Origin of the sequence: Streptomyces sp. NPDC048643 (assembly GCF_040650615.1) — a bacterium.
Lineage (GTDB): Bacteria > Actinomycetota > Actinomycetes > Streptomycetales > Streptomycetaceae > Streptomyces.
This window is the reverse complement of sequence record NZ_JBEZHO010000006.1, coordinates 170,553-184,020: the sequence shown is the minus strand read 5'-3', so window position 1 is coordinate 184,020 and position 13,468 is coordinate 170,553. Positions and strand designations below refer to the sequence as shown.

Sequence of the window (13,468 nt, the reverse complement as noted above, 5' to 3'; positions counted from 1 at the left end):
CTGGACGTGCACGGAAACAATACCGCACTCGTACCGGTGGTCGCGCACCCGTTTTGCGCGGGGCGGTAGCGCGGCGGCGTCCGAAAACGTTCGGGAGATCCTCGCCCGCGCTTGACCTGAAGTTTGGTTGAGGTTGCACGCTCGTCTCCATGACGATCACCGCGAAGCACCGCCACACCTACGCCGACCTGCCCCGACTGATGGGTCTGATGACGGGCGACGAGAAGCACGGCCCGGCGGCGACCTCCACTCTGGACGCGCTCTGGGTGCTGTACGACCGGGTTCTGCGCGTGGCTCCCGAAGGGATGGAGGATCCGGGACGTGACCGGTTCCTCCTGTCGAAGGGGCACGGTCCGATGGCCTACTACGCGGTGCTCGCGGCGAAGGGTTTCCTGCCGGTGGAGTGGCTCCCCGGCTTCGGCTCCTTCGACTCGCCGCTCGGGCACCATCCGGACCGGGTGCTGGTGCCGGGCGCGGAGATCGGCAGCGGCTCCCTCGGCCACGGACTGCCGATCGCGGTCGGGACGGCACTCGGGCTGCGCGCGCAGGGGCTCGACGACCCGCGGGTGTGGGTGCTGATCGGTGACGCGGAACTGGACGAGGGCAGCAATCACGAGGCGATCGCGTACGCGGGACCGGCCGGGCTGGACCGGCTGCACACCGTCGTGATCGACAACTCCTCGGCCAGTCACGCCCGCCCGGGCGGGATCGCGGCACGGTTCGAGGCGGCCGGCTGGTCGGCCGCGACCGTGGACGGCCGCGACCACGAGGCCCTGTACGCGGCCTTCACGGCCGCGCATCCGGGCCGGCCACGGGTGGTCGTGGCCCGGGTCGAGCCGAAGAACCCGTGACCGCCCCGGCTCCGGCGGACTCCTCGTCCCGCTCCCCCGCCACTCCTGCCCGCACCCGGCCTCTCTCCCGCACCCCGGGGGGAACGGTCGGCCGTCGGCAGTCGCCACCTCACCGCCCCCAGGAAAGGACCCGTACTCATGGACACCATGCGTGACCGTTTCGCCCCCGTCGTCTCGCGACTGCTCGACGAGGACCCGCGCGTCGCGGTCGTGCTCGCCGAGATCGGCGCGGACGGCTTCGCGGAGGCCCGGCGCAGGCATCCGGACCGGGTGATCAACGTCGGCATCCGGGAGCAGCTGCTGATCGGAACGGGCGCGGGTCTGGCGCTGACCGGCCTGCGGCCCGTGGTGCACACCTTCGCGAGCTTCCTGGTGGAGCGGCCCTTCGAGCAGGTGAAGCTGGACCTCGGGCACCAGGACGCGGGCGCCGTACTGGTCAGCGCGGCGGCCTCCTTCGACTGGCCCGCGGGCGGCTTCACGCACATGGCGCCGGGCGACGTGGCCCTGCTGGACACGCTCGACGGCTGGACCGTGCACGTGCCGGGGCACCCCGACGAGGCGGAGACGCTGCTGCGGCACGCCGTCGCCGCCGGGGACGACAAGGTGTACGTCCGGCTGTCCGTGCAGGCGAACGCGCGCCCGCTCGGGGTCGACGGCTCCCGCTTCCGCACCGTCCGGGAGGGGCGCGACGGTGTGGTGGTAGCCGTCGGGCCGATGCTCGACGCCGTGCTCGCGGCCACCGAGGGACGCGACGTGACCGTGCTCTACGCGACCACCGTCCGCCCCTTCGACCGGGCCGCCCTGCGCGGCGCCACCGAGGCGGCGGGCACCGATGTCGTCCTGGTCGAGCCGTACCTGGCCGGTACCTCGACTGCGGCCGCGGGTGACGCGCTCGCCGACGTGCCCCACCGCGTCCTCGGTCTCGGTGTCGGCCGCCGTGAACTGCGGCGCTACGGGACGATGGAGGAGCACCTGGTCGCGCACGGTCTGGACGCCCGGTCCCTGCGGGAGCGGATCGACGCCTTTCTCGCGGCCCCCGTGCGGGTCTGAGACACCGGTCGTCCGCCGCCCACGCGCCCGCGCTGAGGCCGGACGCGCCCCGCTCAGCCGGCCCGGCGTCTCTCCTTCCGGGCCGGTGCGGCGAGGGCGGCGGCGGCCCCCAGCCGGGGCACGGGACCGTCCACGCGGACCAGCTCGCGTATCGCGGGCACCGAGAGCAGGGCCGCGGCCACGACGAGGCTCATGACCCCGCCCATGAGCAGGACGCGGTCGGCGCCGAGGGCGGCGGCCGCGGGTCCCGCGAGCGCCTGGCCGACGGGCATCATCGCCAGGGAGCCGGCGACGTCGTAGGCGTGGATGCGGTTGAGGACGTCGGGGGCGACCTGCGTCTGCACGCTGGTCGCCCACATGACACCCCAGACGGACATCCCCGCGCCGGCGATGACCGCTCCGGCTGAGATGGCTCCCACGCCCAGCCCGGCGCCGACGGAGGCCGGGAAGCAGGCGAAGGCGAAGAGGGCGAACGAACCGGCGCGCAGCATGCGGCGCGGCCGCAGGCGCAGGGCGACGAGTCCGCCGATGACGGTGCCCGCGCCGAGCGCGGAGTTGATCAGTCCGTAGGCGCGCGGGCCGTGCTGCTGCACCACCTCGGTCGCCACCAGGGGGACGGCCGGACCCCAGACGGCGATCATGTAGACGCACCAGATGACGATGACGCTCCACAGCCAGGTGCGTGATCTGAACTCCCGCCAGCCCTCGGCGAGATCGGCGCGGAAGCCGGCGCCGTGCGTCCGGCTTCCGGGAGCGGCCGGCGGCAGACGGAGCAGCAGCAGGCACAGGGCGCTGAGCGCGAAGGTGGCCGCGTGGGCCACGAAGACCCCGCCGGCGGAGGCGAAGGCGACAAGCAGGCCGGCGAGGGCCGGGCCGCCGAGCTGCGCGCCCGACTCGGCGATGCGGATGGCGCCGTTCGCCCCCTGCACGTCGGTCGCGAGGCGCGGCACGGTACTGGCGACACCGGGCTGGAAGACCGCGCCCGCGACGCCGTTGACCGCGCCGATCACACAGATCTGCCAGAGGACGACGTGGTCGGTGAAGAAGAGCGCCGCGGCGACGGACTGGGTCACGAGACGCACCAGGTCGGCGCCGATCATCAGCTTGCGGGTGCTGAAGCGGTCGGCGATCACGCCGCCGAAGATGACCAGTCCGGCGAAGGAGGCGGCCGACGCGGCCATGGCGAGCCCGACGGCGCCCACCCCGTACCCGTACTGGAGGAGTCCGGCGGCGAGGGCCACGGGCAGCATCGTGTCGCCGAGCCGGGCGAGGGCCCGGGCGACGAAGAAGAGGGCGAAGTCGCGCGACCAGACGGACCGTGCCGGCCGGTCGGCAACGATGTCGGCCCGGAGCGGGCCGGAGCCCAGAGGGCCGTCGGCGCCGACCGGCCCGTCGTCAAGCCCACCGGTCGGAAGCAGCCCGCCCCGTGACGGTGCGTCGACATCCCGCGATGCCGGGGACGGCGTGCCCCACTTTCCGGTGGCGGGCTCCTCCGCCACGGGGCCCGACGGCCCCGCGCACCGCGGCTCCTCGCCCGATGACGTCCTGGTCATCCTGCTCGCACCCTCCCCTGGCCCCTGCCCACGACTCCCCCACGAAGTCGTCCGTCCCGCGCCCCACTCCTGTTTCCGGATCATGCCACGGGGCACCGACAACGCCGGAGGCGTTTCAGTCGGCGGACGGGCGCCCCAACTCGGGGTGCGCCTCGATCAGTCGGGGCGTGGCCGCCTGACGCCAGGAGTCGGCGAGGATGTCCCGGAGTTCGTCGTCGTCCTCCAGCGCACAGAGCCGGGCGCGGACCCACGCGAAACCGGCCTCGTGGTCGGCGATCCAGAACTTGCCCGGCTCGGCCAGGACCAGTTCGTCGCGCTCCTCCTTCGGGCAGCGCACGGCGATGGAGGTCTCGGCCTCGGGCATCGTGGCGAACATCTTCCCCGCGACCCGGAACGTGGGCATGCTCCAGGCGATCTTCTCCGTCGTGTCCGGGAGGGAGAGGGCGATCCGTCGTACGTCTTCGGCATCCGGCATGGGACGCACGGTAGCCAACGGCACTGACATCGGCGGGCCGAAGCACCACGTCAGAGGGTGCTTCGGGTGTCACTCCGCCGAGCGGGCATCGCCTCCGGCTTCCGTCTCCGCGTCCGCGTCCGCTTCGGCTTCGGCTTCCGCTTCCGCTTCCGCTTCCGGCCGCTTGTAGAAGATCGTCGTCGGACGCAGCTCGCCCGTCGGCGTCGCCGCGTAGTCGGGGATCGCCCCGAGGCGGGTCCAGCCGGCCGAGAGGTACAGGGACTCGGCGGGGCTGTCCGTCTCGGTGTCCAGGTGAAGGAGGGTGACGCCCGCCGCGGCGGCCTCGGTCTCCGCGGTGGTCAGGAGCGTACGGCCGAGGCCCTGACCGCGGCCGTCCCGGTGCACCATGAGTTTGACGAGTTCCGCGCGATGGCGGCTGTTGGGCTTGTCCGGGCGGACGAGGCTCACGGTGCCGAGCAGCCGGTCCCCGCGACGGGCCGTCCAGACGTCGAGGTGCCCCGCCGCGACGGCGGTCGCGCGCTCCTCCCACCAGGCGACGGCGGTCGTCCGCTCGAGCGGCGCGAGGAACCCGATCGAGGCGCCGCCGGCCACGGTGTCGGTGAGCAGATCGGCCAACTCGGCGGCAGCCGAAAGGAGTTCGGCCGCAGTGAGCCGGGACACGGTGATCGCCGAGTCGGTCACGGGAGCACCACCGCCAGCGCGTACCGCACGCCGTCGGGTCCGGGACAGCGAAAGCGCGTCGGGCCCCACACCCGCAGCCGGAGGCAGTCGCCGGGGCCGAGCCGGTGCTCGACGTCCTGCGCGGTCACGTCGAGCGATCCGTCGAGGACCCAGATGTGCTGCTCCAGGCCGGGCACGGGAGGCCGGTCGTAGGCGATGTCGGCGCCGGCCGCGAGCCTCCCCTCGACCAGTTCGCCCCGCAGTCCGGCGTGCGGCGGCGACACCGACCGCCGCTCGAAGCCGGAGGCCCGGTCCGTCCAGACCGCCTGGTCGGCGGCGCGGACCAGCAGCGCCGGTTCCACCTCGACCTCGCTCAGCAGCTGGGACATGGTCCGCCCGTACACATGGCACAGGCGGTTGAGGAGGGAGGCCGTGGGGCTGATCTCGGCGCGCTCGGCACGGGACAGGGTCGAGCGGCTGATGCCGCTGCGTTCCGCCAACTCACCCAGGGACCAGCCCCGTTCGGCTCTCAGCTCGGCCAGTCGCGCCCCGAGCCGGACGTCGACCGCAGCGGCCACACCGACCTCACCACTTCCCATATCCGGGATGATATCCCAGATTCGAGACGTCAGGGTCTCAGTCGGCCGCCGCCACGTGCGTCAGCGCGTCCAGTACGGGCCGGATCAGCGGGTGGTCCCCGGCGCCGCGGCGGACGGCGGCGAAGACGCGGCGGGTGGGTGCGACGCCGTCGACGGGGCGGACGACGACGCCGGTGAGTTCCATGCCGCGCAGCGCCGAGCGGGGCACCAGGGCGACACCGGCGTCGGCCGAGGCGAGCGCGACGACGGCCCGGAAGTCGTCCGATGAGTGTTCGAGGCGGGGCTGGAATCCGGCGTTCTCGCAGGCCAGGACGACCACGTCATGGCAGGGGTTGCCCGGGTAGGGGCCGATCCACGGGTCCTTGGCCAGCTCGGCGAGCGGCACCTCCTCGGCGTCGGCCAGCCGGTGGGTGACCGGGACGACCGCGTCGAAGGGTTCGGCGTAGAGCGGCACGTGCGTCAGGCGCGGGTCGTCCGCGTCCGGCGCCCCGCGGTACTCGACGGCCACCGCGATGTCGACCTGCCGGTCGAGCACCATCGGCAGGCTGGCGTCGCCCTCGGCGTCCTGGACCCGGAGGCGGATTCCGGGGGCGGCGACGGCGAGGCGGGACAGGGCGGGGGCCACGACCAGGGCGATGCCGGTGGCGAAGGAGGCCACCGTGACCGTACCGGCCGATCCCGAGCTGTACGCGGCCAACTCGGCTTCGGCCCGCTCCAGTTGGGCGAGGACGGCGTTGGTGTGGCTGAGCAGGATCTCTCCGGCGGGTGTCAGCCGCACGCCCTTGGCGCCGCGCTCGACGAGCCGGTGGCCCGTCTCCTGCTCCAGGGCGGTCAGCTGCTGCGAGACCGCCGAGGGGGTGAGATACAACGCGGCGGCTGCCGCCGTCACCGTGCGGTGGTCCGCCACCGCACGGAGGATGTGGAGCCGCCGCGCTTCGATCATGCGACCGATTCTCTCAGGTCACGCGGGCTTTCCGGTCATCAGGCGGACCGGAGCCCGGCCGGAGGGTGAGGCCGCGGGCCGCCCGTCGCCCCACGCCCCCGGAGCGGCCTTCGCCGTCCCGGGACCGCGGGGCGGGCACCCCGTCAGGCGGCGTCGAGTTCCGCCCGCGCCGCCACGAAGGCGTCCACGGCACGGTTGACGTCCTCGGTGGAGTGTCCGGCGGACAACTGCACCCGGATCCGGGCCTTGCCCTGCGGGACGACCGGGTACGAGAAGCCGATCACGTACACGCCGCGCTCCAGGAGCAGCTCCGCCATCCGGCCGGCGACGGAGGCGTCACCGATCATGACGGGCGCGATGGCGTGGTCGCCCGGGAGGATGTCGAAGCCCTCCGCGGTCATCCGGGAGCGGAACAGGGCGGTGTTCTCGGCGAGCCGCACCCGCAGCTCGTCGGCGGACTCCAGCAGGTCGATGACCTTCAGGGAGGCCGCGGCGATCACCGGGGCGAGGGTGTTGGAGAAGAGGTACGGACGGGACCGCTGGCGCAGCAGGGCGACGATCTCGGCGCGGGCGGCGACGTAACCGCCGGAGGCGCCGCCGAGGGCCTTGCCGAGGGTGCCCGTGATGATGTCGACGCGGTCCATGACGCCGTGCAGCTCGGGGGTGCCGCGACCGCCGGGGCCGACGAAGCCGACGGCGTGCGAGTCGTCGACCATCACCATGGCGTCGTAGCGGTCCGCGAGGTCGCAGATCTCCTTCAGGGGGGCGACGTAGCCGTCCATCGAGAAGACGCCGTCGGTGACGATCAGCCGGCGGCGCGCGTCGGAGGCCTCCTTGAGCTGCGCCTCCAGGTCGGCCATGTCGCGGTTGGCGTAGCGGAAACGGCGGGCCTTGGAGAGCCGGATGCCGTCGATGATCGAGGCGTGGTTGAGGGCGTCGGAGATGACCGCGTCCTCCGCGCCGAGCAGGGTCTCGAAGACACCGCCGTTGGCGTCGAAGCAGGAGGAGTAGAGGATCGTGTCCTCTTGGCCGAGGAACGCGGACAGCCGCGCCTCCAGCTCCTTGTGCACCTCCTGCGTACCGCAGATGAAGCGCACGGAGGCCATGCCGTAGCCCCAGCGGTCGAGGGCCTCGTGGGCGGCGGCGACGACCTCGGGGTGGTCGGCGAGACCGAGGTAGTTGTTCGCGCAGAAGTTCAGGACCTCGCCGGGGCGGCCGCCCGCGGTGACGTTCACGGTCGCGGACTGCGGGCTTCCGATGACCCGTTCGGGCTTGTACAGGCCGGCGGCGCTGATCTCTTCGAGGGTGGTGCGCAGGTCGTCACGGACGGAGTCGAACATCATCAGTTCCTTAGAGTCCTCAGAGGGTCCAGTCGAGGATGACCTTGCCGCCACGGCCGCTGGCGGCGTCGGCGAACGCGTCCTCGTAGTCGCGGAATCCGTACCGGCCGGTGATCACGGGGGCGAGGTCGAGGCCGCCCTCCAGCAGGACCGACATCGCGTACCACGTCTCGAACATCTCGCGGCCGTAGATGCCCTTGATCGTGATCATGGAGGTGACGATCCGGGACCAGTCGACCGGGAACTCCTCGGAGGGCAGACCCAGCATCGCGATCCGGCCGCCGTGCGTCATGTTGGCGATCATGTCGCGCATGGCCTCGGGGCGGCCAGACATTTCCAGGCCGATGTCGAAGCCCTCGCGCAGGCCGAGGGTGCGCTGGCCGTCCGCGATCGTCGAGCCCGCGACGTTGAGCGCGAGGCTGACCCCTATCTTGCGGGCCAGTTCGAGGCGCTCCTCGCTGACGTCGGTGATGACGACGTTGCGGGCGCCCGCGTGGCGGGCCACGGCGGCGGCCATCAGGCCGATCGGTCCGGCTCCGGTGATCAGCACGTCCTCGCCGACCAGCGGGAAGGACAGGGCCGTGTGGACGGCGTTGCCGAACGGGTCGAAGATCGCGGCGACATCGAGGTCGACCGGGACGCGGTGCACCCACACGTTGGCGGCCGGCAGCACGACGTACTCGGCGAACGCGCCGTCGCGGCCGACGCCGAGGCCGACCGTGGCACGGCAGAGGTGACGGCGACCGGCGAGGCAGTTGCGGCACTTGCCGCAGACGAGATGACCCTCACCGCTGACCCGGTCCCCGACGTTGATGTCGGCGACGTCGCGGCCGGTCTCGACGACCTCGCCGACGAACTCGTGGCCGAGGACGAGCGGCGTCGTGATGGCCTGCTGCGCCCAGCCGTCCCAGTTGCGGATGTGCAGGTCGGTGCCGCAGATGCCGGTCCTGAGGACCTTGATCAGCACGTCGCCGGGGCCTGCCTGCGGCTCGGGGACGTCCGTGAGCCAGAGCCCGGGCTCCGCCTTCTCCTTGACCAGCGCCTTCACGCGACGGCTCCTGTGGGTGAGGTCCCGGGAAAGGGCGCGCCGAAGGCAGCCCGTACCGGGGAGAGGGGTGAATTCCCTGAGGAATCTGCCCTACGACGGTACCTCCGGTCCATCGAGGATTTCTTAAGCGCGGCCCCAGCTTTCCTTCACGCCCGGGATTTCTCCGGCCCCTTCTCCGCCCTTTCGCGTTTCCCTCTCCTCGACTTCCCGGCGCCCGGAATCCGCATTTCGGCCCCGTGGCACCGGGGCTCGTCACCTGCCGTCGAGGTCGGGCCGGGACCGACCGGAGGGCCGAGGCTCCGTGTCCCGCCATCACGTCAGAAGCCCCGGGCCGCTTCCCGCCGTTCGAGTTGTCCGGCCAGTTCCGCCGCCATCGACTTGATGGTCTCCAGACCCGCCTTTCCCCACGGCCTCGGTTCGACGTCCTCGACACAGATGGTGCCGAGCGCGATCCCGGTGCTGTCGATGAGCGGAGCGCCCAGATACGAGCGCACGCCGATCTCGTCGACGAGCGGATTGCCGGCGAAACGCGGATAGTCGCTGACGTCCTCCAGGACGAGCGCCTTGCGGCGGACCACGACGTGCGGGCAGAAGCCGTACTCCCGGCCCATCCGGCGGCCCACCGGCCGCGCGCCGCCGTCCCCCGCCGTGGCGCCGCCGTCCGTCCGCCCGCCCCGGTCCGGGGTGTGCAGGCCCGCGAAGAACTGCTGCTCCTCGCCGATGAAGGTGACCTTCGAGTACGGGGCGGCCGCGACCTCCGCCAGGCGGTCCGCGAACGCGTCGAACACCGGCTCGGCCCGTTCCCCCAGCCCTAGCCGGCGCAGCCTCCGCACCCGGGCCGGGGCGTCCTTGTCCTCCGGGGTCAGCAGCAGTCGGCCGGACGGCCGGGGCGGGTCGTAGCTCATGTCCGTGCTCCCTGCCCCGGCGCGCGGACCGGCGCGTGGGCGAGCAGATGGCGGACCAGGGTGAGCAGGGTCTGCACGCCCGAACTGGAGATCCGCGCGTCGCAGGGCACGACCGGGATCTCGGGGTCGAGGTCGATGGCCGCGCGCACCTCGTCGGGGCTGTAGCGGTGCGAGCCGTCGAACTCGTTCACCGCGACGATGAAGCCGAGGCCGCGCTGCTCGAAGAAGTCGACCGCCGCGAAGCAGTCCTCCAGCCGGCGCGTGTCCGCGAGGATCACCGCGCCGAGCGCGCCCTCGGAGAGTTCGTCCCACATGAACCAGAACCGCTCCTGCCCGGGGGTGCCGAACAGGTAGAGCACGTGTTCCGGGTCGAGGGTTATCCGGCCGAAGTCCATCGCCACGGTCGTCTCGACCTTGTTCTCGATGCCGTCGAGGTTGTCGGTCGCGGCGCTGACCGTGGTGAGCAGTTCCTCCGTGCTGAGCGGCGCGATCTCGCTCACCGCGCCGACGAAGGTCGTCTTGCCGACTCCGAACCCGCCCGCCACCAGGATCTTCAGTGCGGTGGGGAACGGGTCAGAGCTGTCGTCGTAGTCCATCGAGCACTGCCTCCAGAAGAGACCGGTCAGTGGGGTTGTGGTGGAACTCGGGGGGCTTCGTGGTGAGCACCCCGCAGTCGACGAGGTCGGACAGCAGCACCTTGGTGACCGCCGCCGGCAGCTTCAGGTGGGCGGCGATCTCCGCGACGGAGACCGGTGCCCGGCACCGTTCGAGTGCCTGGCTGTGCTCGGGCCCCAGGTAGCCGAGGGGTGTGGCTCCGGTGGCCCTGACCTGCGAGAGGAGGTCGAGAGCGGTCGACGGCCGGGTCCGGCCGTTGCTCACGGTGTAGGGGCGCACCAGGCGCCCCGCCGCGTCGTCGAGCCAGGGCCCGTCGCCGGCCGTGGCCACGCTCACGACCTCATCGCCGGGGTTTCGACGGCGTGCTGTCGGGGCGCGGTGACCAGGTAGGGCCGGACGCTCTTGACCAGCATGGCCATCTCGTAGCCCAGCACCGCGGCGTCCGCCTCACGCCCGGCGAGCACGGCGAGACAGGTGCCGGAGCCGGCCGTGGTGACGAACAGCAGGGTCGAGTCGAGTTCGACGACGACCTGCCGGACGTCGCCGCCGTCCCCGAAACGCACGCCCGCGCTGCGCCCGAGGGAGTAGAGGCCGGACGCCAGCGCCGCCATGTGGTCGGCGCTGTCCGGGTCCAGGCCGTGGACCGACTTCACGAGCCCGTCGCAGGAGAGCAGCACGGCGCTCGTGGTGTGGGGAACGCGCTGGACGAGGCCGCTCATCAGCCAGTCGAGGTCGGAAACGTGGCCGGTCGGCGCATCGCTCGCCATGGGGGATCGACTCCTTGAGGTACGAAGGTCCGCGGGAGCGGTGGGGGGCGGTGTGGGGGTGGTCGTGGGGGTGGTCATCCGGCGGGTGCGCTCCCGTCGTGCCGGCCGGTGCGGTCGTGTCCGGGCGCGGTGTCCCGGTTCTCGTGCGACGACGGCGCGTACGTGGTGGTGTGCGCGTCGCCCGTGTACGGCGTCGGTGTTCCGTTCGTCGGAGGTACGCCGACGAAGTCCGTGCCGTCGGAAAGGACACCGGGCGAGGGCGTCCCGTCGGCGGGGCCGGCCCCGTCCGTGCGGAGCGCCTCCGGGCGCGGCCGGTACGGGAGCGGGCCGCCCGGCGCGAGGGGGGCCGGGTCGTCGGGGCCGGTGCCGACCGGGCTCACGCCGTCCCGTCCGAGCGCGCCGTTGCCGAGAGCGCCGTTGCCGAGTTCCCCGTGCCGGAGGTCGTCACGGCCGGGTTCGCCATGGCCGACGGAGAAGTCGTCCAAGTGGTGCGGAGCCGTGGGGGCCCGCTCGCCCGGGTTCCGCATCCCGCGGTCCTGCTCCGGGAGGCCGCCGCCCGGGAGGCCGCCGCCCGGGTGGTCGGTGCCGGGTCGTCGGGGCAGGCCGGGTCCGACGCCGTTCGGCGGCAGCAGGTCCGCGCGGAGGAGATCCAGGGGGCCGCCGACCGGCGCGGCCGACGGACCGGTGGGCGCCTCCTCGGCCGGACCCAGGGGCGCGCCCGGTCCGCCCGCCGCCCGGGCGTGGGCGGCCTCCGCCCGTCCGATGCCTCGCTGGAAGGCGGCCATGAGACCCGGGTCGTGCCCGACGACCTCCTCCGAGTCCTGCCGGGGCGTGGGGCCCTCGCGCAGTTGCGGGACGAGATGTTCCTGGGCGCGCCGCTTGGGCAGGTGGGGCCTGCCCATGGTCCCCCGTACGGCGCCCGTACGCGGAGTCGGTGGCATCCCCGCGTTCTCCGCCGCGGCGATCCGGTCCGCGGGCCGGATGCCGGGGACGGCGTCGGCGGGGTTGGGACGTCCGGCACGGGTGGCGCGGCTGGGGAGCGGTGCGGGACCGCCGCTCGGCACCGGACCCGACGCGTGCCCCGGCGCCTGCCCGCGTGGCGGGACCCGCGGGGGCGTCTCTCCCGGCGTGAGTTCCCGCTGCGCCTGGCGCGGTACGGGCGCCACCTGACGGCCCGCGGGTGCGACCGATACCTGTCCCGCATGCGGGGGCTGGGGCCCGCCCGGCGGCAGCTGTCCGCCGCCCGTCTCCCGCCGACCCGTGGCGTCCCCGAGGACACCGGGCGCCGAGCCCAACAGTTCCTGCGGGACGACGAGTACGGCCTGGACACCTCCGTAGATGTTGCTCTGGAGCCGTACGTGGATGCCGTGCCGGCGGGCGAGCTGCGAGACGACGAACAGACCGATGCGCCCGTCCTGGAGCAGGCCGGCGACATTGACCTGGTCGGGGTCGGCGAGCAGCGTGTTCATCTTGTGCTGCTCACCCGGCTGCATGCCGAGCCCGCGGTCCTCGACCTCGATGGCCAGACCCGAGGTGACGAGGTTGACGCGCAGCAGGACCTGGGTGTGCGGGGCGGAGAACACCGTGGCGTTCTCGACGAGTTCGGCGAGCAGGTGGATGACGTCGGCGACCGCGTGGCCGCGCACGGTGCCGTCGATCGGGGGCACGAGCTTGACCCGCGAGTACTGCTCCACCTCGGCGATCGCGGAACGCAGCACCTCGGTCATGGAGACGGGGTTGCTCCACTGGCGGCGCGAGACGGCGCCGCCGAGCACGGCCAGGTTCTCGGCGTGGCGCCTGATGCGGGTGGCGAGGTGGTCGACGTGGAAGAGGCCCTTGAGGAGGTCGGGGTCCTCGATCTCGTTCTCCAGCTCGTCGAGGATGGAGATCTCCCGGTGCACCAGGGACTGCAGGCGCCGGGCGAGATTGACGAAGACCTCGACCGTCTGTTCGCTGCCCGTGTGGCCGGAGAGCCGCGCGGCCTGGACGACGGCGGCGACGGCCCCGTCGTGGGCGCGGGACATGTCGGCGGCGAGCAGTTCGAAGTCGTCGGCGTCGACGGGAGGCTGCCGGCGGGACGTACGGGCGGGCGGGGTCTCGCCGCGCCGCAGACCCTCGACGACCGTGTGCAGGTCGGCCTCGGCGCGGGCGCTGGCGCGGCGCAGGGCTCCTGTGCGCTCGCCCACGGACAGGGCGGCGCGGTCGGCCGCGACGGCGGCGATCAGGATGCCCGCCATGGCGACGGCCACGGCTCCGGCGAGGACCGCCCACAGGGCGGGTCCGGGCCGGGCGCCCGTGGAGCGGACGGTGAACAGGACGGCCGCGCACGCGCTGAGGGCCACCGCCGTGGGCGGCAGGACCGCGAGGCGCAGCAGCTGGGGCCGCAGGTGCGTCTCGGGCGGTGAGGGTGTGGCGCGGGCGACGGGTCGTCCGTGTCGCCCGCCCTCACGGCGGTCTGCGCGTGCGGCCGGTGCGCGAAGGTGAGACATCGGCGTCCTCGTACTGGATGCGTCGGGGCACAGGGCTCCCGCGGGTCTGCGCGACTCGGGCATGCGCCATCGCGATGCCGGTCGCCCAGAGCCGAAGAATTCGTCCCTGCGTCGCCCGACGGCAACTGACAGTAGTCGTCAACGCATCAGCTGCGATGGGCTGTTGACAAACT

At 73.1% G+C, this 13,468-nt stretch carries 14 protein-coding genes; 2 read left to right on the top strand and 12 right to left on the bottom strand.

Annotated elements, in window-relative coordinates; all coding sequences use genetic code 11:
* Positions 1-149: 149 nt before the first annotated feature.
* Positions 150-851 carry a transketolase gene (locus AB0C62_RS08820; protein ID WP_362970973.1) on the top strand — a complete coding sequence of 234 codons (702 nt, stop codon included), beginning with the start codon at positions 150-152 and terminating at the stop codon, positions 849-851.
* 138 nt (positions 852-989) lie between these two features.
* Entirely contained in the window at positions 990-1,901 is a 912-nt protein-coding gene (locus AB0C62_RS08815; protein WP_362970971.1) for a transketolase C-terminal domain-containing protein, read from the top strand.
* 53 nt (positions 1,902-1,954) lie between these two features.
* Here AB0C62_RS08815 and AB0C62_RS08810 read toward each other — a convergent pair whose 3' ends face one another.
* From AB0C62_RS08810 to AB0C62_RS08755, 12 genes are all read right to left on the bottom strand, one after another.
* Complete coding sequence (locus tag AB0C62_RS08810; protein WP_362970969.1) at positions 1,955-3,454, bottom strand: MFS transporter; 1,500 nt, start codon at positions 3,452-3,454, stop codon at positions 1,955-1,957.
* A 115-nt stretch (positions 3,455-3,569) separates the two neighbouring features.
* The gene (locus AB0C62_RS08805) at positions 3,570-3,929 is read right to left on the bottom strand and encodes an MmcQ/YjbR family DNA-binding protein (RefSeq protein WP_362970967.1); all 360 of its coding nucleotides are present in this window, start codon (positions 3,927-3,929) and stop codon (positions 3,570-3,572) included.
* Between the two features lie 69 nt (positions 3,930-3,998).
* A complete protein-coding gene (locus tag AB0C62_RS08800) occupies positions 3,999-4,595 on the bottom strand; it encodes a GNAT family N-acetyltransferase (RefSeq protein ID WP_362971126.1) in 597 nt (198 codons plus the stop codon).
* A gap of 11 nt (positions 4,596-4,606) precedes the next feature.
* Positions 4,607-5,188, bottom strand: a complete 582-nt coding sequence (locus AB0C62_RS08795) for a helix-turn-helix domain-containing protein (protein ID WP_362970965.1) — start codon at positions 5,186-5,188, stop codon at positions 4,607-4,609.
* A gap of 37 nt (positions 5,189-5,225) precedes the next feature.
* Positions 5,226-6,131, bottom strand: a complete 906-nt coding sequence (locus tag AB0C62_RS08790; RefSeq protein ID WP_362970963.1) for a LysR family transcriptional regulator — start codon at positions 6,129-6,131, stop codon at positions 5,226-5,228.
* Between the two features lie 143 nt (positions 6,132-6,274).
* Complete coding sequence (locus tag AB0C62_RS08785) at positions 6,275-7,471, bottom strand: glycine C-acetyltransferase (RefSeq protein ID WP_362971124.1); 1,197 nt, start codon at positions 7,469-7,471, stop codon at positions 6,275-6,277.
* Between the two features lie 19 nt (positions 7,472-7,490).
* Positions 7,491-8,519 carry an L-threonine 3-dehydrogenase gene (gene tdh, locus AB0C62_RS08780; RefSeq protein ID WP_362970961.1) on the bottom strand — a complete coding sequence of 343 codons (1,029 nt, stop codon included), beginning with the start codon at positions 8,517-8,519 and terminating at the stop codon, positions 7,491-7,493.
* A gap of 317 nt (positions 8,520-8,836) precedes the next feature.
* Positions 8,837-9,424 (bottom strand): GAF domain-containing protein, encoded by a 588-nt coding sequence (locus tag AB0C62_RS08775; protein WP_362970959.1) that lies wholly within the window; start codon positions 9,422-9,424, stop codon positions 8,837-8,839.
* Positions 9,421-10,020, bottom strand: coding sequence for an ATP/GTP-binding protein (locus tag AB0C62_RS08770; RefSeq protein ID WP_355870952.1), 600 nt, complete (start codon positions 10,018-10,020; stop codon positions 9,421-9,423). The genes AB0C62_RS08775 and AB0C62_RS08770 overlap by 4 nt, the downstream gene beginning before the upstream one ends.
* The gene (locus tag AB0C62_RS08765; protein ID WP_081220443.1) at positions 9,998-10,369 is read right to left on the bottom strand and encodes a DUF742 domain-containing protein; all 372 of its coding nucleotides are present in this window, start codon (positions 10,367-10,369) and stop codon (positions 9,998-10,000) included. Before AB0C62_RS08765 ends, AB0C62_RS08770 begins: the two co-directional genes overlap by 23 nt.
* Positions 10,370-10,371: 2 nt before the next feature.
* Entirely contained in the window at positions 10,372-10,806 is a 435-nt protein-coding gene (locus tag AB0C62_RS08760; RefSeq protein ID WP_081220442.1) for a roadblock/LC7 domain-containing protein, read from the bottom strand.
* 74 nt (positions 10,807-10,880) lie between these two features.
* Complete coding sequence (locus AB0C62_RS08755) at positions 10,881-13,295, bottom strand: ATP-binding protein (protein WP_362970958.1); 2,415 nt, start codon at positions 13,293-13,295, stop codon at positions 10,881-10,883.
* Positions 13,296-13,468 lie beyond the last annotated feature (173 nt).

Bases quoted from the DNA above. Each gene is read 5' to 3' on its own strand.
- AB0C62_RS08760 (WP_081220442.1), bottom strand. From the start codon at position 10,806: ATGGCGAGCGATGCGCCGACCGGCCACGTTTCCGACCTCGACTGGCTG.
- AB0C62_RS08775 (WP_362970959.1), bottom strand. From the start codon at position 9,424: ATGAGCTACGACCCGCCCCGGCCGTCCGGCCGACTGCTGCTGACCCCG.
- AB0C62_RS08815 (WP_362970971.1), top strand. From the start codon at position 990: ATGGACACCATGCGTGACCGTTTCGCCCCCGTCGTCTCGCGACTGCTC.
- AB0C62_RS08820 (WP_362970973.1), top strand. From the start codon at position 150: ATGACGATCACCGCGAAGCACCGCCACACCTACGCCGACCTGCCCCGA.
- AB0C62_RS08810 (WP_362970969.1), bottom strand. From the start codon at position 3,454: ATGACCAGGACGTCATCGGGCGAGGAGCCGCGGTGCGCGGGGCCGTCG.
- AB0C62_RS08805 (WP_362970967.1), bottom strand. From the start codon at position 3,929: ATGCCGGATGCCGAAGACGTACGACGGATCGCCCTCTCCCTCCCGGAC.
- AB0C62_RS08785 (WP_362971124.1), bottom strand. From the start codon at position 7,471: ATGTTCGACTCCGTCCGTGACGACCTGCGCACCACCCTCGAAGAGATC.
- AB0C62_RS08790 (WP_362970963.1), bottom strand. From the start codon at position 6,131: ATGATCGAAGCGCGGCGGCTCCACATCCTCCGTGCGGTGGCGGACCAC.
- AB0C62_RS08770 (WP_355870952.1), bottom strand. From the start codon at position 10,020: ATGGACTACGACGACAGCTCTGACCCGTTCCCCACCGCACTGAAGATC.
- AB0C62_RS08795 (WP_362970965.1), bottom strand. From the start codon at position 5,188: ATGGGAAGTGGTGAGGTCGGTGTGGCCGCTGCGGTCGACGTCCGGCTC.
- AB0C62_RS08755 (WP_362970958.1), bottom strand. From the start codon at position 13,295: ATGTCTCACCTTCGCGCACCGGCCGCACGCGCAGACCGCCGTGAGGGC.